The sequence below is a fragment of the Sinorhizobium terangae genome (assembly GCF_029714365.1).
In the GTDB taxonomy this organism is placed as follows: domain Bacteria; phylum Pseudomonadota; class Alphaproteobacteria; order Rhizobiales; family Rhizobiaceae; genus Sinorhizobium; species Sinorhizobium terangae.
The window spans coordinates 1,022,523-1,046,562 of sequence record NZ_CP121660.1; the positions used below are offsets into that span (position 1 = coordinate 1,022,523).

At 60.3% G+C, this 24,040-nt stretch carries 18 protein-coding genes and 2 pseudogenes; 19 read left to right on the forward strand and 1 reads right to left on the reverse strand.

The window, feature by feature from the left end; all coding sequences use genetic code 11:
• Positions 1-71 precede the first annotated feature (71 nt).
• The 14 genes and pseudogenes from QA637_RS23470 to QA637_RS23535 form a co-directional block, all read left to right on the forward strand.
• A complete protein-coding gene (locus tag QA637_RS23470; RefSeq protein WP_283067253.1) occupies positions 72-644 on the forward strand; it encodes a MarR family transcriptional regulator in 573 nt (190 codons plus the stop codon).
• A gap of 45 nt (positions 645-689) precedes the next feature.
• Entirely contained in the window at positions 690-1,937 is a 1,248-nt protein-coding gene (locus tag QA637_RS23475) for a glycosyltransferase family 4 protein (RefSeq protein ID WP_283067255.1), read from the forward strand.
• Positions 1,938-2,107: 170 nt separating this feature from the next.
• On the forward strand, positions 2,108-3,592 hold the full coding sequence (locus tag QA637_RS23480) for a DUF6212 domain-containing protein (RefSeq protein WP_283067257.1): 1,485 nt from the start codon (positions 2,108-2,110) through the stop codon (positions 3,590-3,592).
• Entirely contained in the window at positions 3,579-6,257 is a 2,679-nt protein-coding gene (locus QA637_RS23485) for a glycosyltransferase (RefSeq protein WP_283067259.1), read from the forward strand. The genes QA637_RS23480 and QA637_RS23485 overlap by 14 nt, the downstream gene beginning before the upstream one ends.
• Before the next feature lie 37 nt (positions 6,258-6,294).
• The gene (locus QA637_RS23490) at positions 6,295-7,473 is read left to right on the forward strand and encodes a polysaccharide pyruvyl transferase family protein (protein ID WP_283067260.1); all 1,179 of its coding nucleotides are present in this window, start codon (positions 6,295-6,297) and stop codon (positions 7,471-7,473) included.
• Positions 7,474-7,518: 45 nt separating this feature from the next.
• Positions 7,519-8,691: a polysaccharide pyruvyl transferase family protein gene (locus QA637_RS23495; protein ID WP_283067262.1), complete on the forward strand. Its 1,173-nt coding sequence runs from the start codon at positions 7,519-7,521 to the stop codon at positions 8,689-8,691.
• A 100-nt stretch (positions 8,692-8,791) separates the two neighbouring features.
• The gene (locus tag QA637_RS23500) at positions 8,792-9,904 is read left to right on the forward strand and encodes a glycoside hydrolase (protein ID WP_283067264.1); all 1,113 of its coding nucleotides are present in this window, start codon (positions 8,792-8,794) and stop codon (positions 9,902-9,904) included.
• Between the two features lie 52 nt (positions 9,905-9,956).
• Positions 9,957-10,838, forward strand: a complete 882-nt coding sequence (gene rfbA, locus QA637_RS23505; RefSeq protein ID WP_283067266.1) for a glucose-1-phosphate thymidylyltransferase RfbA — start codon at positions 9,957-9,959, stop codon at positions 10,836-10,838.
• Complete coding sequence (gene rfbC, locus QA637_RS23510) at positions 10,831-11,394, forward strand: dTDP-4-dehydrorhamnose 3,5-epimerase (RefSeq protein ID WP_283067267.1); 564 nt, start codon at positions 10,831-10,833, stop codon at positions 11,392-11,394. The genes rfbA and rfbC overlap by 8 nt, the downstream gene beginning before the upstream one ends.
• A 10-nt stretch (positions 11,395-11,404) precedes the next feature.
• Entirely contained in the window at positions 11,405-12,475 is a 1,071-nt protein-coding gene (gene rfbB, locus QA637_RS23515) for a dTDP-glucose 4,6-dehydratase (RefSeq protein WP_283067268.1), read from the forward strand.
• A 492-nt stretch (positions 12,476-12,967) separates the two neighbouring features.
• Positions 12,968-13,279: a type II toxin-antitoxin system HigB family toxin gene (locus tag QA637_RS23520; protein WP_283067269.1), complete on the forward strand. Its 312-nt coding sequence runs from the start codon at positions 12,968-12,970 to the stop codon at positions 13,277-13,279.
• A gap of 17 nt (positions 13,280-13,296) precedes the next feature.
• Positions 13,297-13,677 (forward strand): helix-turn-helix domain-containing protein, encoded by a 381-nt coding sequence (locus QA637_RS23525; protein ID WP_283067270.1) that lies wholly within the window; start codon positions 13,297-13,299, stop codon positions 13,675-13,677.
• Positions 13,678-14,371: 694 nt separating this feature from the next.
• Positions 14,372-15,799 carry an ISNCY family transposase gene (locus QA637_RS23530; RefSeq protein ID WP_283064360.1) on the forward strand — a complete coding sequence of 476 codons (1,428 nt, stop codon included), beginning with the start codon at positions 14,372-14,374 and terminating at the stop codon, positions 15,797-15,799.
• A 287-nt stretch (positions 15,800-16,086) separates the two neighbouring features.
• A pseudogene (locus QA637_RS23535) lies at positions 16,087-16,266 on the forward strand (helix-turn-helix domain-containing protein); the annotation flags it as partial.
• A 64-nt stretch (positions 16,267-16,330) separates the two neighbouring features.
• On the opposite strand, the gene QA637_RS23540 reads toward QA637_RS23535, so the two are convergent.
• On the reverse strand, positions 16,331-19,297 hold the full coding sequence (locus QA637_RS23540; protein WP_283067271.1) for a Tn3 family transposase: 2,967 nt from the start codon (positions 19,295-19,297) through the stop codon (positions 16,331-16,333).
• Between the two features lie 167 nt (positions 19,298-19,464).
• On the opposite strand from QA637_RS23540, the gene QA637_RS23545 reads away from it, so the two are divergent.
• The 5 genes and pseudogenes from QA637_RS23545 to QA637_RS23560 all read left to right on the forward strand — a co-directional run bounded on the left by QA637_RS23545 (position 19,465) and on the right by QA637_RS23560 (position 24,030).
• Positions 19,465-20,010, forward strand: a complete 546-nt coding sequence (locus tag QA637_RS23545) for a recombinase family protein (RefSeq protein ID WP_153437732.1) — start codon at positions 19,465-19,467, stop codon at positions 20,008-20,010.
• 36 nt (positions 20,011-20,046) lie between these two features.
• Positions 20,047-20,526, forward strand: coding sequence for a hypothetical protein (locus QA637_RS23550; protein WP_153437730.1), 480 nt, complete (start codon positions 20,047-20,049; stop codon positions 20,524-20,526).
• A gap of 449 nt (positions 20,527-20,975) precedes the next feature.
• Positions 20,976-21,500, forward strand: a complete 525-nt coding sequence (locus QA637_RS23555; protein WP_283067272.1) for a hypothetical protein — start codon at positions 20,976-20,978, stop codon at positions 21,498-21,500.
• A pseudogene (locus tag QA637_RS31045) lies at positions 21,433-21,648 on the forward strand (hypothetical protein); the annotation flags it as partial. The gene QA637_RS23555 and the pseudogene QA637_RS31045, both read left to right, overlap by 68 nt.
• Before the next feature lie 45 nt (positions 21,649-21,693).
• Complete coding sequence (locus QA637_RS23560; RefSeq protein ID WP_283067273.1) at positions 21,694-24,030, forward strand: calcium-binding protein; 2,337 nt, start codon at positions 21,694-21,696, stop codon at positions 24,028-24,030.
• Positions 24,031-24,040 lie beyond the last annotated feature (10 nt).

The following is a 24,040-nucleotide window of genomic DNA, read 5'->3' on the forward strand; positions in this document are numbered from 1 at the left end:
CATCATGAATTTGCTTCAAGTTTTGAAGTAAATTTCCGAATTTTTGAAGTAAGTTCCCAATGGAGAGAGGGATGAATCATAGGATTCACTATCCGTTCGCAAACTTCGCAGACACGGTGGCAGTCCTGCCTGCCAGTGACACGAAGAGGAAGATACCCGACAACCCTGAAAGCGATCGCGACGCAGACGGTCCGCTGATCAGCTATTTCGAGTTGGCTCGGGTCATGGAGCGCGCCAGCCGACGCTTTTCCGGCCTGCTGCGCACGGAACTTTCCAAGATCGGCGTCGACGACATCGGGCCGGCGCAGGCGATGGTACTTCTGGCGATTGGAGAGGCGGAGCTCTCGGTGGGCGAGCTCCTGGACCGCGGCTACTACATGGGATCCAACATCTCCTATTACCTGAAGCAGCTCGGCGACGGCGATTACATCGACCGAATCGCTTCGCAGCGCGACAAGCGATCAGCCCGCATCCGGCTTTCGGAGAAAGGCAGAAAGCTTTGCGCCAGCCTGCGCGAAGCGGCGAAGTCCTATGAGCGCGCCCTTACCCATGGGGAGCAGGACAGGCGAAATCTCGAGACCGCCTTCCAAACACTGCACCGTCTCGAACTGGTCTGGGGCAATGCCGCTCGTTACGGCATTTGATGCGTCTTCGAGCAACGGTTCCTGTTTTCCGGCGGGTTTGAGAACATGCATGTAGCATTTGTGCACCGGCGCGGTTTCGGCCAGTTCGCGGCCCTCGCTCGCCATCTGACAGAGGCGGGCAACGAGGTGACCCTCGTGACCGAGACTGTGGATCAACGGATCCCTTCGGTCCGGGTGGTCCGGCACCGGGCGGAACCGGGTCCGCGGGCCCATCCGCAAATGGCGCGACATCTCGGCGCGCCCGACCACCATGTGAGGATTGGCCATCGGGTCGCAGAGACCTTCGACGCGATGGCACGCCTCGGCCAGGTCCCCGATGTCATCGTCGGCCACATAGGATGGGGCAGCATGATGTTTGTGAAGGATGTGCTGCCGCACGTACCCGCACTTGGATATTGCGAGTTCTTTTATCGTGCCGAAGGGGCGGATGTCGGCTTCGCGCCGGATGACGAGCCCGATTCGGAGACCCGCAAGAGATTGCGTCTGCGCAACATCGCACAGCTCCTGTCGCTAGAGGCGATCGAGGGGGGTATCAGCCCGACCAATTGGCAGAGAAGCCTCTATCCGGCCGACGCGCAACAGCGCATTGCGGTGTGCCATGAAGGCATCGACACACGACGCTTCCGACCGGATCCCGCGGCTTCGCTGAGACTTCCCGATGGGCGCGTGCTCAAGGCCGGCGACCCCGTTATCACCTTCGTCGCGCGCGACCTCGAGCCTTATCGGGGTTTCCCACAGGCACTAGAGGCGGCCGCAAAGGTCGTCCGGCGGCATCCGGATGCGCTGTTTGTTTTCGTCGGCGGCGACGGCGTGAGCTATGGAGCGCCGCCTCCCGGTGGAGGATCGTGGAAGGACCACCTCCTTGCGTCACCGGATCTCCCGCGCGAGAGGGTCATTTTCCCGGGCGTCGTGACACATTCCGTGCTTCGTCAGCTTTTTCAAATTTCCGCGGCCCACCTTTACCTGACCTATCCCTTTGTCCTGTCCTGGTCGGTGCTCGAGGCGATGGCGTGCGGCGCGCTCGTTATCGGATCGGACACGGCCCCGGTTCAGGAGGTCATTCGGTCGGGCCGCAACGGCCTTCTTGTCCCATTCTTCGACACGGATGCACTCGCCGAAGCGATACTCGGAGTGCTCGAACGTCCGGACGATTTCCGTGCGCTGCGCGCTGCCGCACGCAGGACGGTCGAACAAAGGTTCAGGCTGGAGGCTTGCCTCGCGCGGCAGTTGACGTTGATCGGTAATACTACCGGAAAGACAACGGTTTTTTCGGCAGAGACGCAATTTGCGTGAATATTGCTTCAAGTTTTGAAGTATAAAATCGAAGAGAAACCCCAAGATTTTACTATTGTGCAGTGCGGCATGCCTCGATAGGTGTTGAGCGATGAGTTTCGGGGGCGAATTTATTCATTCGCCGGGCGAGCTTCATCCTCGACACAATCGATTTATTCTGGGGCCGCTGCGTGCAAGAATTGTCGTCTTCTAGCGTGAGGCAATCGCCGGCGAAGCGTAGGCTGGTTGTAGCATCCGATCGGGATCGGGCAGATGTCGAAGGAAGCGACATCGAGCATCTGGTCCACTTTCTCAAGCCGGAAACAGACTCCCGCATTCCCCTACAGAACGCGTTCCCGCTGATTGCGCTCGCTTTTTCTGACGAGGCGGAGGCGGACCTGACCGAGGGACTCGCGTCCCTGCGCGCCCTGGGAACGATCCCCGAGATACCGCTTCAGCGGCTCGATGCGAGGAGAAAGACGGAGAGCCTGGCGCTCGTTCGTGCGCTGGTCGAAGGCGGGGTGGGGCGGCTTGCCGGCTTCGCCGCCTCGGTAACGTCCGAGCTCGCCATCCTCCGGCGCGAGCGCGAGGCGCTGCTTGAGAACTACCGCGCGCTCGAGGACGCGTTCCAGGCTCGCAACTGGGAGCCGGTCACCGAGATCTTCGCGCACGATCCTTATGTCGATCCGAAGGACGAGGGCATCGGGCAGCTTCTCGCGACCGGGTATGTCGAACAACTCCTGCCGGTCTCCAGTCTTGGCGTGGCGGGCGTCGCGCTACATCTCCACTCCGTCCCGAAGGATGGTGGCGAGCTGGTCGTGATGCTCGGCTATGTCGAGAGCGGGGAGGGCGTGGCCGAGTGGACCGTGCCCTACGCACAAGTCACCGCCGGCTGGAATTTCTTCGCACTGCCGCGGGCTTGCGGAGGCGGAGCAAGGACGCTGCGGCTCAGGGTCTCCACAACCGGTACGGAGATGGTGGGGCTCTCGCTCGGCTATCCGATCGCAAGCGAGCGTTATACGGCCCGGTCAGACGCCGCTCATGCCGATCTCGACCTCCGGCCGCTTGCATTCCGAGTGTTTACGGGCCTTGCCGGCGTCCGACCGGCGCGCATGCCCAACATGATCGCGCCGACCGCCTTGCTCGAAGGGCATTTCATCGAAGACTATCGTCTGGCGGTCGAGCTCTTGAGCCAGATTGTCGACGTGTCCGTCACGCCTGTGGTTCCTGAGTTCCAAACCGTCCGCTTTCTTGAGCACGAGCACGCCGTGGTTTGTCACCCGCTGCCGAGCGGAATTTCGGCCGGCACCATCGGTCGCGCCGTCGAGCCTGGCACGATTTCCTTCTCGGCAAGCGCCGTTATCGACCATCCGCAGGGCGCGCCCGCGGCCGTGAGCTTTCTGCTCGCGCCCGCCAATTCCAATGCGCGATCCGAGGTGGCGGAGCTCGCGCGCAAGGGAGCGGCCAAGCCTTCGGCATTCTTCAGCGGCTGGCGCGAAGTCACGGCCCAGCAGGCGATCAACATCAACTTTCAACTGGATAAACCCGTGCGCGAGCCCATGGATCTGATGATTCTCAGCCGCGCTATAACGGACACGGTCGATTTTTCGTGGCTCAAGGTGTCCGGCTTCCGGTTGGTCAAGCAATCCGCAGGGGCGTCACATGTCCGGCAATAAGGACGTTTCGGACCTGATCGCGGTCGCCATGCCGCTCTACGGTCACGCGGCCCTTGTGCTGGAGGCGATCGAATCGGTGCTCGCATCGGCCGTCTCCGAATGCAGGATTGCGGTGGTCGTGTCGGTCGACGGCGACCCGCGGCAGGAGACCTTCGACCAGTTGCTCCTCTATGCGGCTGCCCATCCGACGGTCCATGTGCTTTTCGGAGCGAATGCCGGGCCGGGCGGAGCGCGCAACCGCGCGATCGATTATGTGCTCGAAAACCTGCCGGAAGCGCGAGCCGTCTACTTCCTCGATGCCGACAACCGCGTCCTGCCGGGCACGATCGAAACCCTCTACCGCCAGCTTGCCTCAAGCGGCTGCGGCTGGGTCTACACCAATATTGACACCTTCTCAGTGAGCTGGCGGGCGCACTACGGCAACCGCTACTCGCGGCTTGTCCACTGCATCACCGACAACATCTGCGACACGGGCTCGATGATCTCGATCGACGTGTTCCGTGCCGGCGTGCGCTTCAATGATGACAGGCAGAACGGTTTCGAAGACTGGGAGTTCTGGCTGTCCTGTATCGAACACGGCTTCGTCGGCACGCCGTGCCACGATACGACGTTCGAATACCGGCTCCGCGCGGAAAGCCGCTTCAAGGAAGCCAACCGGGATCGTGCCGCCTCGGTGAGCTTCCTGAGAAAACGCCACAGGGCACTTTTCCAGCGTCCGATGCTCGTTGATTTCGAACATGAGGAATGCCCGCGCTATCTCTTTGCGCGGACGGAAGACGCGGCGATCTCCTTCTTCACTGATCCAACCAAGCCGCCGCAGAAGCTTCGTCTCGACGATATCATCCCGTCCTTTTGGGCAAGTATCGGCGAGCCGGACAACGTCCATTTCCCGCCGTTCCTGATTGCCGGAAGCGGCGCCACCCTCGATCTTCTCCTCCGCTCGCGCATGCTGCCGAACGTGCTTTCGCATCTGGAGCGCTTGGGCGAGAAGGCCAATGTCGTCTTCGTCCAACTCGGCAACGATGCCGCGCAACGCAAGATCGAGCCGGTCTTCCATGAGGCCGGGGCGCATGTAGGGCATGCCGATCTCATCTTCTTGCCGACCTCGCTCGTGCGCGACGTGATCCAGAACAATGCGCTCGACTGGTTCGCGTCGATCGGCAACCAGCAGGTATGGCCCACATCGGCGGTGCTGAAGGTGCGCTTTCCCTTCCCGAGAACCCTGCCGCGCCGCTCGCTGATCACGCCGCAGCAGGTGATGATCAATTGTGTCAACGCCATCGCGACCAGTCCGCTACGTCGGACGGCCGGCCGGCGCTGGACCTGGCGCCCGGCGCGGCTCGTGCCCTACGCAGAACTCCACAAGGCACTTCGCCACGAGCTCGGCGGCTCGCCGGTGCTGCCACTCGGGCATAGCGAAGGAGGCAAACGAACCGCGGCACTGCTCGTTCCGAACGCGTCATTCGGTGGCGCCGAGAAGGTCGTCTATGCTGCGGCGCGTGAATTGAAGGCGAATGGCTACGAGACCCATCTGTTTGTGTTGGGCACGTCCAGGATGGACGTAATCGACGAGTTCGACGCGAGCTTTGATTACATACACTTCTGGGACCAGGGCATTCCCGCCTGGGGCGGCTCGGGCTCTTTTCTGGGGCAGGACTTCATAGCCGAGGGGCATGAGGTCGATTGGTCGGCACTCAAGGGTCAGCTTTCCGGATTCGACCTCCTAATCAACAATCATGTCATGGCGGTGCACCCGCTCATCGCGCGCCTGCGCTCCGAAGGTACCCGCACCGCCTGCTATCTTCACGTCGTCGACAATACGGGCTTCAAGAGGCCCGCCGGACAGCCGTTCGCGGCAATTGCGCATGAGCATTGCTATGACGCGTTCCTGACCTGCTCGGAGCAGCTCAAAATTTATCTGCACAGCTTCGGCGTCCCGCACGAGAAGACCTTTGCTGTCCCCAACGGCGCGAGCTTCTCCGTGCCGCCCAAGGTCCTGGCAGAGGTTCTGTCGGTCAGGCGGATCGAGCGCAAGGACGATCGGCTCCGGGTCCTCTACATGGGCCGGCTCGACCAACAGAAAGGGATCGACCGCCTGGCTGCTGCGATCGCGGAGCTCAGGGCCTCGCGCGTACCTTTCGACGCCCGGGCGATTGGCGGCGAGATCCTCGCGGACGCCACCATATCGTGGACGGATCGACTGAAGGATCTTGGCGTTGACGTGCGCCCGCCGGTGTTTGCGAGCAAGGATCTCGTCAAAGCACTGGGGTGGGCGGATGTTCTTCTGATGCCATCGCGTTGGGAAGGGGCGCCATTGATGATCGCCGAGGCGCAGCAACTCGGTTGCGTCCCGATCGCGACCGCCGTCGGCGCCGTCGACGAGCTCATAATCGATGGCGAGGACGGCATCCTGATCGACGCTGCCGCCGATCCACAGGTGGTGCGCGACATGGCGAAGGTCATCGCGGAAGTGGCCCACAATCGCGAGAAACTCGCGCCTCTCATGGAGGGGTGCCTGAGAACCGCTGCACGCCGCTCATGGGCATCCTCCTTTTCCGAGTTCCTCGGCTGGTGCGACCGCTCAGTGAACAATTCATCGCTTTCGCGCTCGACGGTCATACGTCAGCGCGAGACATCTAATCCCGAGGTTGCGGCGGTGGGCTGACAAGCCCGCGCCGGTTTCAAGAAGAAGGGTCTATTGCATGCGTCCAAGAATCCTCGTGACGGGAATTCCTGGCCACTACACGCGCCTTGCCAACGGCGCTCACGGCCTGTCGGTGTCCTATTCGGAGCGGCAGAAACAGCCGGAGACGAAGGAGGAGTTTCTTCAGGAGCTTCGCAACATCAGCAACACCGGAAACTACCTGATCGGCGAAGGGGCGCTCCGCGCGATCGCGCCGCATGCGAAGCAGGTGCCGTTCTGGCATCTCTACAATTACAGCAAGAACGGTGTTGGTCTGGAGGAGTTCAACGCCAATTTCGACATATGCGTGTTCACCTGCGCGAACCTTCTGCGCAAGGGCCTCTCCGCCGACGCGGAAGCCGAGGTGCTGAGCAAGCTCAAGATGCCGATCGTTATGCTCGGCATCGGTCTACAGAACCGCAGGGATCTCGAGAACAGCCTGCCCGAGGGCACGAAGCGGCTCCTGAACGTTCTGAAAGAGCGGGAGCACTATTTCCTCACGCGCGGATTCGAGACGGCAGGCTTCCTCAAGGACCAGGGCTTTACCTACGTCCAGCCGACGGGCTGCCCCTCCGTCTATTTCATGCCGCACAACATGCGCGCGTCGCTGAAGAAGCTGCCGCATGTGAAGGTCGGCAAGGCGCGGACGATTTTCTCCGGCTATCTCGGCGCCAATCACGATACGATTGTCGATGCCCATGCTCTGGCGCCCGAAGACTCGCGCCCCCAGTACGTGATCCAGGACGAGTTCCTGCACTTCGACATGAACGTGGAGGAAAATGGCGACGGGCGCGTCTATGACTCCGCCTCCGGTTCGATGCTCGGCGAGCTCAGCTATCCGGGCACGGATCGGCTGAAGACATCCTTCGACATCCGCACCTTCTTCGACACGAACCAGTGGCGCGCATGGGCGTCGTCCATGGACTTCAATTTCGGGCGGCGCTTCCACGGCTCGATCATCGCCATGCAGGCGGGTGTGCCAAGCCTGATGGTGGCGGTGGACGACCGGATGCGCGAGATGCTCGGCTATACGGGCCTGCCCGCGGTCGATGCCATCGATGTGGACAACGCGGAAGATCGGGCCGAGTTCGTCGCCGATCACCTGGCCGGGCTCAACGCATCCGAACTCATCGACAGATATTCCGAGCGCGAGCGCACCTTCCGCACGGCGCTGCGCGAAATCGGGATCGGGCAATAAACCTTCGCGGGCGTGGTCCCGGACTTCAGAAAATCAGGTGTTTCGATGCGTGTCTTGCTTACAGGAATCCCGTCATATCTGCAGCGTACCGTAGCGGGCGTATCCGGGTCGGAGGTCCGCCACAGGCCCTATTTCGATGAGGTCAGGACAAAGAAGGATCTCATCGACCAGGTGCGGAAAATCGCCAATACCGGCAACTATCTGATCGGCGAAGGAGCGGCCAGCGCTTTGCGTGGACACGACGTCACCTATGTGCCGTTCTGGCATCTCGCCAACAGCCGCAACTCTGACGAGGTCTACGCGCGCTTCAACGAGGAGTTCGACATCTGCGTCTTCGCCTCCGCCAATCTCTTGCGGCCCGGCTACTCCGCGGATCTCGAAGCGGAAGTGTTCGACAAGCTGAAGATGCCCGTGGTGGTGATGGGCATCGGCATACAGCGCAGGGAAGGGCTCAAGGAAAATCTGCCGCCCGGCACCCTCAAATTCCTTGAAGTGCTCAGAAAGAAAGAGAGCTTCTTCCTGACCCGTGGTTATTTCACCGCCGAGTTCCTCCGCGAGCAAGGCATGAAATCCGTGAGGCCCACGGGCTGCCCGTCGCTTTTCTTTGCCCCGAACGAGATGAAGCGCTCGCTTACAGCTCTCGCCAATCCGGAGCTGGCGACGGCCCAAAAGATCGCCTTCGGCGGCTATCTCGGCAGCGTCGCCGATACCATCGTCGATGCCCATGCGCTCCTGAAGCCCGACAGCGTTGCAAGCTACGTCGTCCAGGACGAAGTGGTCGCCTACAATCTCTCCCTGCCCGGGGAGGACGACGTGCATGTCTACGACCGGGCAAGCGGACGCATCACGGGACAGACCGAATACAAGCATTCCGAGAAGTGGCAGAGGAAGCATGAGCTGCTGGTCTTCTTCGACACCAATCAGTGGCGAAGCTGGGTCAGTTCGCGCGATCTCTGCTTCGGCCGCCGATTCCATGGCTGCATCATCGGCATGCAGGCCGGAGTGCCTTCGCTCATGATCGCGGTCGACGATCGCATGCGCGAGATGCTGGAGTTCATCGGCTTTCCCTATATGGAGGCCGCGATCTGGAACCGCGAGACGGACAGGAGGGCCTATCTTGGGAATTTCCTTTCCAAGATCGACTCGCAGGCAGTCATCGACCGGTACTCGGCTTGTGAGGCCAACTTCCGCACTGCTCTCGCGCATGTCGGCCTCTAGAGCATTTTGCAGTCAGGTGGAATCACCTGGCGTCGCACACGTGCGGCAGAAACAAACAGGTAGAGCGGTTGCGCGAACGCACGTGGGTGCATCCCGCTCTATGCTGTGGAAAGGGCCGGCGGCAGCCGTCTTCAGCGGATGGCTTGCGCTCGCTCAGCCTGCCTGTGCCGATGACGTCCCGGCTGCTCGGATCGGGATAAACCGCGTAAATCTTGGATGGCTGTCTCACAGCGAGCAGGAGAGGGTACTCAAGGATATCGCCGCGAGCGGAGCAACCGACGTGCGCCTTTCCCTGTCGCGACCGGTGGACAAGAGCATCGAGGCGCTGGCAATCGCCAGTCGCCTCGGCCTCAGGATTCTTCTCGAAATCCAGCTTGCGAACAAGAGCTACTACCCGGAGAGTGCCCGCCCGCGGACAGGGTTCGGGCGTCTATGGGACGTCTATCGTCTCTCCGATCTCGATATCGATCGGTATCGCAAGGGTTTGCGCGATGCGCTCCGGCGCATCGATGCGCTGGGCATTCGCCTGGAGGCTATCGAGCCCGGCAACGAGATCAACCATGCCGGCTACAACGGGGACCTTGCTGTCTACCGGAAGCCGGGCGCTCCGACGCCACGCACGATCGCCGATCTTAAGGACCGGCTGGCGTTCGAACGGGGGCTGGACAATTACGTCCGCGTTCTGGAGATCAGCCGCGAGGAAGTGCGTGCCACGGTGCACAGCCGCAAGGCAACCGTCGTTTCCGCCGGGCTTTCCGACGCGAGCGCCAAGGAGGCCGACAAGCGCGGCCTGGAACGGCTCGATCCGCGCGTGTTCGTCGCGGCGCTTCGCAATCGGGGCGCCGAGAGCTTCATCGATGCCTATGGCATCCACATCTATCCGGGCCGGAAAGCGGCGGGAGCGCTGGCGACCCGTGTGAACAGCCTCCTCGATTTCTGCCAGGGAGCCGATCAGGGCAAGCCCTGTTGGGTGACGGAATGGGGCATTGCCAATACCGCGCGTTCGTGCCCCGTCGACGATCGCGCGCGAGAGGGAGCGGTGCGTGCCATGCGCGCAACGCTCGGCGAACTGATGGCGACGGGTCGATTGTCGGCAGCCTATTACTACGATTGGGACACGGAACCCACCTACAGCCTCTGGCGCTGCGGTAAGTTGAGCCCCGCCGGTGCCGCCGCGATCCGGCCTGCCGAAATCGAAGGGCGGGCGAGATGACGGGAACGTTCACCAGCCGCGGGCGGAGTTCAACGGCGACAGGAGACACCGCATGAAGGGGATCATTCTTGCAGGCGGCAGGGGGACCAGGCTCTACCCGGTGACGATCTCGGTTTCGAAGCAGTTGCTGCCGGTCCACGACAAGCCGATGATCTATTACCCGCTCGGCACGCTCATGCTGGCGGGAATTCGCGATTTTCTGGTGATCACCATGCCGAGGGACAGGCCGCTGTTCGAGGAGTTGCTTGGCGACGGAAGTCAACTCGGCCTCTCGATCTCCTATGCGGAGCAGTCCGAGCCGAACGGCCTTGCGGAAGCTTTCATCATCGGCCGGCAATTCGTCGGGGAAAGTCCGGTCGCGCTGATCCTCGGAGACAATATCTTCTACGGCGCAGGCCTTCCTGAGCTCTGCCGGGAGGCCGCGGCCCGAAAAAGCGGCGCCACGATCTTCGCCTATCGCGTGGACGACCCGGAGCGTTACGGGGTCGTGAGCTTCAACGGCCGCAGCGGCCGCGCTGAGACTATCGAGGAGAAGCCGGAACGCCCGGGATCGAGCTGGGCCGTGACGGGCCTCTACTTCTACGAGAACAGCGTGCTCGACGTTGCGGCCTCGATCAGACCGTCCGCCCGCGGCGAACTGGAAATCACCGACGTCAATCGCGCCTATCTCGACCGGGGGGACCTTCATGTCTGCCGTCTCGGCCGGGGCTACGCCTGGCTCGATACCGGTACCCATGACAGCCTGCACGATGCCGCCTCCTTCGTGCGTACGATCGAGCATCGCCAGGGCGTGAAGATCATGTGCCCGGAAGAGATCGCCTTCGAGCTCGGCTATGTCTCTGCCGATGAGGTGCTCAAGCGCGCTGCCTTACTCGGCAAGAACGAATACGCGACCTACCTTCAGCGACGCATCAGGGAGCTTGCCGATGCCTGAGATAAGAGCCCTGGGCCTCGACGGTGTTCTGGAAATCATACCACGCAGGTTCGGCGACGAGCGGGGCTTCTTTTCGGAGACCTACAATGCCGAGGCTTTGCTGGCGCATGGCATCCGGCTCGCTTTCGTGCAGGACAACCACTCCTATTCCGCAATTGCGGGCACGTTGCGCGGCCTGCACTACCAGCTCCCGCCACGCGCTCAGGCCAAGCTCGTTCGGGTCGTGCGGGGGAGGGCGTTCGACGTGGTCGTCGATATCCGCAAGGGCTCGCCGACATTCGCGCAGTGGATTGGTCTCGAACTCTCGGCCGAAAGATGGAACCAGATTCTGGTGCCCGTGGGGTTCGCCCATGGTTTTGTCACCCTCGAACCGGAGACGGAGGTCCTCTACAAGGTGAGCGAGCACTATTCCGCAGAACATGAGCGCGCGATCCGCTTCGACGATCCGCAAATCGGGATAAAGTGGCCCGTGGACGCCGATCTTTTGCGATTGTCCGCGAAGGATCGGGACGCATCGTTGCTGGCCGATGCCAAGCTCTTCGATTTTGGCCGGTGAGGGGGCAAGCATGCGTGTTCTCATCACAGGTGGCGCCGGCTTCATCGGCTCTGCGGTCTGCCGGCATCTTGTTGCCAATGGCGCCGAGCGGGTCGTCAATGTCGACAAGCTGAGCTATGCTGGCAATCTCCAGTCGCTGCGCGCGGTGGACAATCACCCGAGCCATGTCTTCTACCGGGCGGATATCCGCAACGAGCAATCGCTGCTCGACATCATGCGCCTCGAGCGCGTCGATGCTGTCATGCATCTCGCGGCCGAGAGCCATGTCGACCGATCGATCGACGGGCCCGGCGCATTTGCGGAAACAAACGTCCTCGGCACGGTCCGCCTGCTTTCAGCGGCATTGGCCTACTGGTCGGAGCTTGGCCCAACAGCGCGCGAGCGGTTTCGCTTTCACCATGTCTCCACCGACGAGGTGTTCGGGGACCTCCCATTCTCCGGCGGCGTTTTCGTCGAAGAGACGCGCTACGCGCCTTCGTCCCCCTACGCCGCCTCCAAGGCGGCGGCGGATCATTTCGTTCGTGCCTGGTATCAGACTTATGGGCTGCCCGTGGTGCTCTCGAACTCCTCCAACAACTACGGACCGTTTCATTTTCCCGAGAAGCTTATCCCCCTGACGATCATCAATGCGATCGAGGAAAAGCCGCTGCCGCTCTATGGATCGGGAGCGAACGTCCGCGACTGGCTCCACGTCGACGACCATGCACGCGCGCTGGATCTCGTGATGAGGAAGGGGAGGCCAGGGGAGAGCTACAACATCGGCGCCCGGGCCGCGCGCAACAATTTGTCGGTGATGGAGAGCATCTGCGACCTGCTCGACATCCGCCTGCCGCGCAAGGGCGGAAAGAGCTATCGCGATCTCATCACGCTTGTCGCCGACCGGCCTGGTCACGATCGGCGCTATGCGATCGACCCTTCCAAGATCGAGCATGAGCTTGGCTGGAGGCCGACGCGGGACTTCGAGGCGGGTTTGAGCGACACGGTCGATTGGTATCTCGCCAACGGCTGGTGGTGGGAGCCGATCCGCCGCGAGCGCTACAACGGCGCACGTCTCGGCGGACGCCATCGGAGCGTTGCGTGAAAATTGTCGTGACAGGCTGCAAGGCGCAGCTGGCAGAAAGCCTCGTAGAACGGGCGCGTGGTCGGCCGAATAGCGAGGTCATCGCGGTCGGGAGGCCGGATCTCGATTTGGCCCGCGCGGAAACGATACGGTTTCCTCGTTGCGGTTGTCGTCCGGCGCGTAGCCCTAGAGAAGTTCCATGACGGAGGGTGCCCGCGCGGCAAATTGAATGTAGGGAAACGAGCTAAGCTGCTTTGAAACGTCGATTGACATAGCCTGGATTTCTTAATGCAGTCGAAGGTCGTCGAGGCGGACGAGACTTGGTTACGAAAAGACAGCCGAGGTTGACATGCCGGGGCGGCTCATTCCGGCCAGTTTCGCGCCAAAAGCTCTCCTAGACTGCATTCCGTCGATGTTGCTTTGGTGGTAGTTGAGAGTGCCCGCCAACAAAGTTTCCAAATTGGGAACTTCACGCTTGTTTCCAAATTGGGAACGCGCTAAATAGGAGTTCGAGTGAACGTTATCGCTAAATCCGCGCTGGGGAATTTTTGGAACAGCTTGCCGAAAGGAGCTCCCAGAGAGACCGCGGAAGCCGCGATGACGGAATGGTACACCACCGCATCGAAGGCGAGTTGGAGCAACTTTAGTGAGCTGAAGAAGACATTTAACTCGGCTGATATCGTGGCGGGCAACAAGGTTATTTTCGACGTCGGTGGCAACAAGTACCGCATCGTGGGGCTGGTCGCGTTTCGGTCAAAGCGGATTTTCGTTCTGTTTGTCGGGACGCACGCCCAGTACGATGCGATTGACGTCAAAGACCTCTGACGTGAAAGGAAGTCGACATGTTCGATTTGAAAGCTTTTCGAACGCTTCAGAGTGAGGCCGAGTACAACGCCGCGCTGAAGGAAGTTCGGCCGTATTTCGAGAACGAACCCGATGAAGGCTCTGAGGAAGCTGCGCACTTTGACGCGCTCGTGCTTCTAATCGAACAGTACGAAGGTAAGCACTATCCAATCCCGACGGCGAGCCCGGTTGAGGTGGTCAAGTCGGTGATGGCTGCGAACAATTACACGCGCGCCGATCTCGTTGCGGTTATTGGCTCCAAAGCGCGGGCGGCCGATCTTTTGAACGGCAAGCGGGAAATTAATCTGGATCAGATCCGAAAGCTCAGCAAGGAATGGAACATTCCCGCTGGCGCGTTGATCGGCGACGTCGCGGCTTAAGGGATACCACAACCAATAACTGAAGCGCTCGGCGCCCTGACCACTTTAAGGTGATCTAAATACCCAAGCCGAGGCCTTCTTCAGTTCGACACCGTACCATCATTGTTGAACACGCTCGTCCCCGGGCTCTGGAACTCGGAATCGCCAAAAAAAGCTCCCGCCCGGGAGCAGGTTGACGGTGACCGATTGCCCCGTGGAGTGCCAGCCGGGGTTGCTTCCCGAACAATCGTAGACGCCAGGACGCGTTTCGACGCAAACCAAACCCCGGAGCGGGTAAAATCAATATCCATTCCGATTCAACCAGTTGGTGATTGCTGCGGCTCAATCTAACCGAAAAAGCGTTACGGTCGAAATTGGACTTTGGGACATATTCCTGCTGGACGAGCATGTACCATTTCGCCTGTAGGCTGAGTAAGCAGTTGGTACGTGCGAGTAACCAACAATCAGCATGCGGATTGGCGGCTCTTGGGTGGATCGCGTGGGTGATGATCGGTCCAGTGTACCCAAACGACCGTCCAGTTCCATAACATAGATTATGCGATCGTTTGGTGTAGCGGCAGTTTAGAGATGCGACATATGAGCCAGTTAGAGATGCGACAGTCGTCGCCTCTTGGGATGCTGGTCAAACGTCAACGTTTGGAAGGAAGACTGGCGAGGTGAAGCGTGGTTGAGACCATGAGCGTTCGGAGTCGTCATGTCTTGTTTGATCACCATGTCGCAGAAGGAATTGCATCGTCTTGAACTCATCCAGCGGATTCGCGGGCGCAGCCTGACCGTCGTCGAGGCGGCCGCGTTGCTTCGTCTTAGCCGCAGTCAGGTCCACCGGCTGTTGCAGGCCTATGACCAGGCCGGCGCCGACGGTCTCGTCTCGAAGAAGCGCGGCCGTCCGAGCAACCGGCGTTACAGCGAGGACTTCCGCAACCTGGTGCTCGACCTGGTGCGTGAGCATTACCTGGATTTTGGACCGACGTTGGCCGCCGAGAAGCTGCTCGAACGCCACCGGATTGCCGTCAGCAAGGAGACGCTGCGTCAGTGGATGATGGAAGCCGGCATCTGGGTGTCGCGACGCGAGCGCAAGAAGCGGGTTTTCCAGCCGCGCGGCCGGCGCGATTGTTTCGGCGAACTCGTTCAGATCGACGGCTCGCTTCATCGGTGGTTCGAGAACCGCGGACCCAAATGCGCCCTGCTCGTCTATATCGACGATGCCACCGGCAAGCTCTTGCATCTGCGCTTCGCCGGATCGGAGAACACCTTCGACTATCTGCACGCGACGAAGGCCTATCTGCAGCAATGGGGCAAGCCGATCGCCTTCTACAGCGACAAGCATGGCATCTTCCGCACCACCCATGCTTCCAAGAAGGACAGAACCAGTGGCCTGACGCAGTTCGGCCGGGCCCTTTATGAGCTCAACATCGACATCATCTGCGCCAATACCCCGCAGGCCAAGGGGCGCGTCGAGCGCGCCAACCAGACGCTGCAGGATCGGCTGGTCAAGGAACTGCGGCTGCGCGGCATCGACTCGATCGCGGCGGCCAATGCCTATGCGCCGGAGTTCATGGCCGACTTCAATCGCCGCTTTGGCAAGGCGCCGCGCAATCCGAAGGACATGCATCGGCCGTTTGCCGCGCATGAGAACCTCGATGGCGCCATGTGCCGCAAGGAGGTCCGCAAGCTGTCGCAGTCGCTGACGCTGCGCTATGACAAGGTGATGTTCATCCTCGATCCGACCGACCTCGCCACGGCGCTCGCCGGCAAGAAGCTCATTGTCTGCGACTATCCCGACGGCCGCCTCGAGATCACCCATGAGGGGACGTCCCTGCCCTACAGAGCCTTCGACACCTTACGGTCGGTGCACCGCTCCGAGGTGGTCGAGAACAAGCGCCTTGATGACATGCTGGCCGTGGTCGCCGAGATGCAGGCCGGACGAGAGCAACAGCGCAGCAAGGGCGGGCCGCGCCGCACCGGCCAGACGGACCACATGTTCGGCATACGCGACGGCAGCCAAAGCAATGGCTACCAAAAGCGCGGCACCAAGCCTGGCCGGAGGACGGATTTTACCAAGGATCCGGTGGTCATCGCCAAGCGCCAGCAAGCCCTTGCGCAGCTGAAGGCGGCGGAGTGATCGGGGTGTCAAAGCTAAAGTTTATCTTGCCGCTGGAGCCATCCGCCGCCGACCGGGCTGCGCAACCCTGACCAGCTCCACCCGGCCGGCGGCTATCGTCTGCGTACTTTGTAAATATAGCAACTTGCAAACGAAGTAATAAGGAGTAGGATGACGTCGCGTTTTCTAATTTGACTACTTTGTCTCATCTTTAAATAGCTGTGACATTTGGTGTAGCGGGGTGGGTTCAAGGATGAAGTGCGACTTGCGATAGATGCCAATGGGTTATCACTCGCAAGGAATGGTTCATGAGACGCACCTACTCCCAGATCGATATGGATGAACGTCGCAGGATCGCTCGCTGGCGATCGGCCGGCCTGAGCGCTACCGTCATCGCCGAGAAACTCGGACGGCATCGTTCGACGATTTTCCGCGAGCTCAGACGCAATGCTTTTGAGGATCCGCAGATGCCGGATCTGAGCGGCTACTAGGCGTCACGACACGAAAGTAGTGAATCTGTCCGACATTTGAGAACATAAAGTGATCATGCGATCATGCGGTGAGGATGGACGTTTCTCGCCCCAGGGGTCGGAGTTCGAGGCCTTCGGTCGGGGTCCAGATGTAATCGCCGGTGAGGCTGATGTGCTGCCATCCGAGGGGAGCAATGTGTTTGATCACATCCGGCGGGGTGGCGATTCCGTCACGGTTGAGATCGGCGAATGCCTGTTCCAGGTAGAGCGCGTTCCAGTAGACGATCGCATTCATCAGCAGGTTCAGCCCGGATGCCCGATAGAGTTGACTCTCGAAGGTCCGGTCCCGCAACTCGCCTAGACGGTTGAAGAAGAGCGCGCGCGGCAGGGTGTTCTGGGCTTCGCTCTTGTTGAGCCCGATGGTGGCGTTCCGGCGCATGTCGGGGTTCCGCCACCATTGCGGCAGGAAGATCGAACGGTTGATGCGGCCGATGTCGCGCAACGCTAACGCCAGTCCGTTTTGTCGCGGGAAAGCGGAGAGCTTCGCCAACAGGGTTGAGGGCCGGACCTGTCCGGAACGGATCGTCGTTACGAGACGAAGGATATCGTTCCAGTTCGCTTTGATTCGCTCGACGTTGATGGGCTCGCCGACAAGAGGTTCGAGGTTTTCTGGCGCTGCGTCGCCGGGGAAAAGATAGAGCCTACGATCCTTGAGACCGCGCAGCCGCGGGACGAGCTGGAAACCGAGGAGATGGCAGAGCGCAAAGCTCATGTCGCTGACCCCGCCGGTGTCGACGTAGTGGGTTTCGATGGCGAGATCGCTGCCATGATAAAGGAGACCGTCGAGGACATGGATGGCCTCGCTCGCATTGGCGTTCATGACGATGATGTAGAAAGCGCCATATTGGTCGGAGGTGAACCGGTAGAATTTGGCACCGGGATTGGGGCCGTAGCGGGCATTGAGATCACCGAGCGCCTCGCCGTAGCCGCCGGCCTGGAAATACTGCCCGTCCGAGGACGACGTCGTTCCATCCCCCCACATTTTCGAAAGCGGCAACTGCCTCTGGGCGTTGATCAGAATGGCTTGGGCGGCAGAGTAACCCTCCTCGCGGATATGCCAGTCGTGGGCCCAGGCAAGCTGCCGCATCGTCAGGCCGGGGGAGACGTCGGCCATTCTGGTCAGACCAAGATTGATGCCATCGGCCAGAACCGCGGTGAGCAGTGCAAGCCTGTTGTCGGCGGTTCGGCCGGTGCGCAGATGCGTGAAAGCGTTCGAAAAGCCCGTCCGCGCATCGACCTCGAGGATCAGGTCGGTAATCCGGATGGCAGGCAATCGGGCTTCCACTTTCGGCTTCAGCGATTTGGCGATGTCCGGGAAGGTGGCTCTGTGCGGCGTGATGTTGAAACCGGCCTCGGTCAATTCGACATCGTCAAGTTCGCCCGCTTCCGCCAGGCGGGAAAGGTCGCGCAGCCCCTCGTTCAAGATCATGCGCTGCTGTTGCAGATAGGCTTCGACGTCGGTTTCGACGGCGATCGGGAGCGGTCCTTCCTCGCGCATCAGCTCGAATGTCGGCGTAGGGATGAGGAAGCTTTCGAATGACTGGAAGCGCTTCGATCCCTCGACCCAGACATCGCCGGCATCGAGCCTGCGCTTCAACTCGCTGAAGAGGCAGAATTCGTAGGCCCTGCGGTTGATCTTGCCGTCCTCAAGGATCAGCGGCATCCAAGCCTTCGGGGCGAAGGATATGGGGGCCTTGTCCGGTATGTTGCGTTTACTGGAGCGATAAAGATCGGCGGTCACCGAAAGGGCGCGTAGGAGGTTCGCCGCGACGGCATGGCCGCGGAACACGAAGGTCGACAGGAATTCCGGTGCCATTTTGCGGATGGTCGGATAGCGCTGGAGCAACTCGGCCTTGCCATCAATCATGTCCGGGGCGATCAGCGTGTCGACGGCCTCGACGCTGGTGACGAATTCCGGCCAACGAATGACACGCTCGAGCGCCAAGCCGACGTCCTCGCCCGCTTCTCTGGCTTTAATGATCGCGTGGCAAACCTGGGAGACGTCCTTCAGTGGTTTCTGAAGCTCCCGGACGGAACGGGTAACCCTCTTGGCCGCCTGATTGTCGGCGCGCCGCGTCAATGCGCCGATCAGTTTCTTGAACATGTCGATTGCACAATCGGTCAGATTGCGTGACAGGTGCAGGATTGTCGCGGCCAGCACGGCGTACCGGCGTTCCGGATTGAGGTCACGCAGATGCTGTGCGCTCATCCGCATCCCCTCCGAGGCAAGCTCCTCGAAAAGCTTGGCCGGAATGCGCTCTGCCAGGTTCGCCGGCAGGGCCAGCGATCGGAGAAATTGCACCTGCTCGGCGATCCTGTCGAGATTGGCGGCGTTCGGCGACAGTGCCGGCGCCCGGATCCATGCCAGAGTGGTCACGGTCGTGCCCGCACGCATGTCGAGAAGCCGGTCGAGATCGAGCTTCTGGCTCTCCGAAAGGCCGCCGGCGAGCGCTCGATGGGCGATGCGCAAGCCACGCCGAATTGCGACATGGATGATGGTTTCCAACGCCGCGCGGGCTGGCAGGAGGATATGTCGGCGACGAAGTTCCTCCACCACCATTTCCGCGAGAGCGTCGGCGCGACGCAAGGTTTGCGCCGCCGGCGTCAGCCAGCCTGTGAGCGCTCGCACGTCGGAGGATGCAAACGGGCGCGTCTTTGTTCTCTCGAAAACCAAGGCCAGATGTTCGCGTCGCGTCTGCGGCCGCTCGAAATACTTATGAATCTCACGATGATCGACGCCGATCTGCCGGGCCAAATACCGCAGGACGCCCTCCGGCAGGACTTCACGGTCCGCCAGCGGCCGGCCGGGGTAGCGAAGCATCGCCAGAACGCAAGCAAGCCCCAGTCGGTTCGGTGCCCTATTCTGCCGCATGATCAGGTCGAGATCCGCGCGTTCGAGCGTGTAGTGCTTGACGATGTCTCTCTCGTCGTCCGGGATGGCTGTCGCCTGGTTCCACCACGCTTCACTCAAAAGGGTTCGTCTAGCCATTCGCCCACCCTGCTGTTTCATCGCGCCGGGCTACAGCGGAACCGAATTTGACCTGTCCGCCAAACGGAGATTTGCCGGCATCCACAGGAAATGTCCGCAAACGTGCCTTGACAATGGAAAAACGGACGGAAAGATTGCCGGACGGATAAACGGACACGACCCTCTCCATGCCCGCCATTGGCTATGCGCGCGTCTCGACCGACGCCCAAGACATGACCCTGCAGCGCGACGCCCTGGCCAAGGCCGGGTGCACCAAGATTTTCGAAGACATCGCTTCCGGCGCCAAGGCCGAACGGCCCGGTTTAATTGAGGCTCTTGGTTACCTCCGCGACGGTGACGTGCTCGTGGTATGGAAATTCGACCGGCTCGGGCGCTCCCTGCCGCATCTCATTGAAACCGTCACCAGCCTGCAGGCGCGCGGCATTGGACTGCGGTCGCTGACCGAGAACATTGACACCACGACATCCGGCGGCAAGCTCGTTTTTGCGATCTTCGGCGCGCTCGCCGAATTCGAGCGCGATGTTATCCGCGAACGAACGGCAGCTGGACTCAAGGCGGCGGCTGCACGTGGTCGAAAGGCCGGCCGCAAGCCGGTCGTCACGCCGGACAAGCTCGCCCGGGCTAAAGTTCTCATCGATCAAGGCCTGACAGTGAGGGAGGCGGCGGCACGCCTCAGGATCGGAAAGACTGCCTTATATGCGGCGCTGCGCTAACAACTGGAACGTACACAATCGTTCTAAGTGGGGAGAATGAAGGCATTGTCGAAGCGACAGGTCATGTCGGTGAGTTACATCGCGCCTGACGCGTCCAATATCGACCAGTCGAGCCTTGCGACCGCCGAGGTGCGCAGCTCGCACGGCGTCAATCGGGCGTGGCTGGCGACCTTCAATAACCACACATTCTGGGCTCGCTGCCAACCCATTGGAGATCACGCGGCCGAAGCGTTCAATCCAAATTGCGAGAGAAATTTGCCGCCGATTCACTTTTCGCTTGCGAAGTGCGGTGGCTTCTCACTAAACAATCACTCTATCGCAATAGTTGTGACAGCGACCGATGAGCAATGCAGCGCGGCGGGCAGTTCGGGCAATTGCACTGCTGTGGGAGGATTTTTGCTGGCGGCGATGCCGCAGCACGTGGGAGATCTCACCTTGATTGGAGTGAATTCGCCGGCTCGAATCCAAGCGCAGTCCTGCATTCGACGTCGTCTTTCAAGAGCGCGCAAACGGTAAGAGTGTTTTTTGATCGCATTTGCGAAACACACGACCGTCACTGGCAATTTCAGATGGAAAATGCGCTCGCACGGCTCTCTGAAAGTCACGTCTGCATATAATTGACCGACCGTATAAGTTGTAAATAGAAACGACGGAATATAGATTTCCGGGAGAAAGAAGATGGCCCTGTCGGACATAAGGTGGAAGCATCACTTTTGTGAAATGTTGTGGGGCATTATATCCAATCGCCTTTCCATAGGGATCTACGTCGGCATAGCACTGATTGCCGCCGCACTTGTAAGTCAGGTCACAAGACTTCCGGTTTACATCCCCGCGATTATATTCGTATCGTTGGTTGTCATTGTGAATCCACCAAGAAAGATAAGGGAGTTTCGCAGTAAAAGGGGCGAATAATCTGGGATCTTTCCTTGTGTAATTAGCTGATAATATAGAGAGGTTTGACCCCGATGGCATCATACTCTGAAGTTTTTGCACCGTCACAAATTGAGCTTCTGTATGATGGAATCACCGAAGAGCTACGAAATTTGGGTGATTTTGCCCTGGGTGACGGCGCAAACACGCTCGGAAAAGCTCTACAATCTTTGGGAGGTGCGCTGAGTGCCGCCGGGAACCCTCGTGCTGAAGCTTACGGCGAGGTCCTGGAAAATGTCGGATTGGCTTTGGAAACAGGCTCCTCTGCGTATCTGGAGGGAATTTCTCTCGAGTCGGCAGCAAAGATAGGTACTGACATCGGTGTCGGTACTTTGGCGGGCGTAACCCTATTTGAGGTTGCAGGTTTTATCGGCGCCATATCGGCGGAATTCTTGCAATTGGGAATTGTTTGGCAATTGGGCCTGTTCCTCGGTTCGCCGATCGGTATGGCGATGATGGTTGGCTTGATCGCGGGATTTCTATACGCATACAATGAAGTTCGTCACGGATCTGCAGTCGCTCACAGACGGATATGGAATCGACAAAATCATCTTCGGTGATGGGAATATTTGGTCGCGAGCAGACATTCTGTATTGGGCAAAAGAAGGGTCCGCCTTCTATGGTGGGACCAGCGGCGCTGATCAGATCATCGGATCGAAATACGATCAGCGCCTTAGTGGTAATTTGGGAGCGGATTACATAGATGGCCGCGGCGGTAGCGACATCATCTTTGGCGACGGCGGGAACGATACCTTGGCTGTCAGCATCTCCATGCTCGGTGACATTGATCAGCTTGATGGTGGCGAAGGAAACGACACTGTTACCTTCCAAGATCTCTCTACTTCGGTCTTTGTAGATCTCGTGCTCAACCAGGGTGAGGTCAGGACGTCGGATACGTTCTCAGCTTCTACCAGCAGCGACAGGCTAATTGCCACCCTGATCGGCGTCGAAAACGTGATTGGTACCAAGTTCGATGACCGCCTCTTCGGCAATGATGCGGCAAACACGCTTTCTGGCAATGCAGGCGACGACGTTCTCGATGGCCGGTCTGGCAACGATACGCTCTCCGGCGGCCTCGGCGATGACACTCTGTTGGGCTATCTTGGCAACGACATCTTGGAAGGTGGCCATGGCGCCGACCGGCTGGAAGGCGGAGCAGGAAACGATACCTATGTGTTCACCCGCGGTGACGGCAATGACGGGATTTTAGAGGTTGATGGCCAAGGGACCGACAGCCTGCGGCTGAAAGGTATTGTGCCATCGGAAGTCTCGCTCGCTCGCGCCGGCAACGATTTACTGATTACTGTCGGGGGCGGTGAAGGCGGGACGTTGCGGCTGGTTGCTGCGACAGCCTCGTACCGGCATTTCGATCAGTATGGCATCGAGGAGATTGTCTTCGATGATGGGACGAAATGGGACACTGCCTTCCTGCGTCAATGGTCGATCTACGACTCGGCGACGGATGGAGATGATACGCTTATAGGCACAGATGCGTCGGGCAAATTTGGGGGCGGGAAAGGGAATGATACCCTCGACGGTGGTCGTGGCAACGACACCTACTATTACAGCCGCGGCGACGGCAACGACACCATCACCGAGGGGACCAACAGCGGCAATGCCGACCAGCTCATCCTCGTCGATATCAACGCCGCCGACGTGACGCTGGTCCGCAACGGAAACCACGTCACCCTCGCCATCGCCGAGAGTGCGGCGGGCGTCGGAGATGCAGGCTCCATCCTCATCAAGGAAGCCCTCAACGACTTTTACGATCAGGGCATCGACAAGATCGTCTTCACCGATGGCGCCGTCTGGACCCGGAACGAGCTCAGGCTCATGCTGCTCGACCAGGTCATGACGGCTGGCGACGACACCATCGCCGGCTTCAATGTCGCTGATTTCATCAATGCGGGCGCTGGCAACGATACCGTCAATGCTGGCGACGGAAACGACATCATCACCGGCGGCCTCGGCAACGACACCATCGACGGCGGACGTGGTATCGACACCTACTATTACAGCCGCGGCGACGGCAACGACACCATCACCGAGGGGACCAACAGCGGCAATGCCGACCAGCTCATCCTCGTCGATATCAACGCCGCCGACGTGACGCTGGTCCGCAACGGAAACCACGTCACCCTCGCCATCGCCGAGAGTGCGGCGGGCGTCGGAGATGCAGGCTCCATCCTCATCAAGGAAGCCCTCAACGACTTTTACGATCAGGGCATCGACAAGATCGTCTTCACCGATGGCGCCGTCAGGACCCGGAACGAGCTCAGGCTCATGCTGCTCGACCAGGTCATGACGGCTGGCGACGACACCATCGCCGGCTTCAATGTCGCTGATCTCATCAATGCGGGCGCTGGCAACGATACCGTCAATGCTGGCGACGGAAACGACATCATCACCGGCGGCCTCGGCAACGACACCATCGACGGCGGACGTGGTATCGACACCTACTATTACAGCCGCGGCGACGGCAACGACACCATCACCGAGGGGACCAACAGCGGCAATGCCGACCAGCTCATCCTCGTCGATATCAACCCCGCCGACGTGACGCTGGTCCGCAACGGAAACCACGTCACCCTCGCCATCGCCGAGAGTGCGGCGGGCGTCGGAGATGCAGGCTCCATCCTCATCAAGGAAGCCCTCGACGACTTCTACGATCAGGGCGTCGACAAGATCGTCTTTGCCGGCGGCACCACCTGGACGCGGGCGGACATGCGAGGGCTGCTGCTTTCACAGGCTTCGACGTCCGGAAACGATACGATCGTTGGGTTCAACGCCGCCGACACGATCGCAGGAGGCCTGGGCGACGACACACTGACCGGCGGGGCCGGTAACGATGCCTTCGTCTTCCGGCCGGGCTTTGGTCTCGACACGATAACCGACTTCAAAGCTGGCTCGGGGGCGGGCGACGTTCTTGAGTTCCAAAACACGCTCTTCGCCAACTTCGAATCCGTCCTTGCCGCGGCAGCGCAGGCGGGCTCCGACACTGTGATCACCTTCGACGCGGCCAATACGATTACGTTGAAGAACGTCACCTTGGCGAACCTGCATGCCGACGATGTCCGCTTCGTTGCTTGAGGGCTGACGC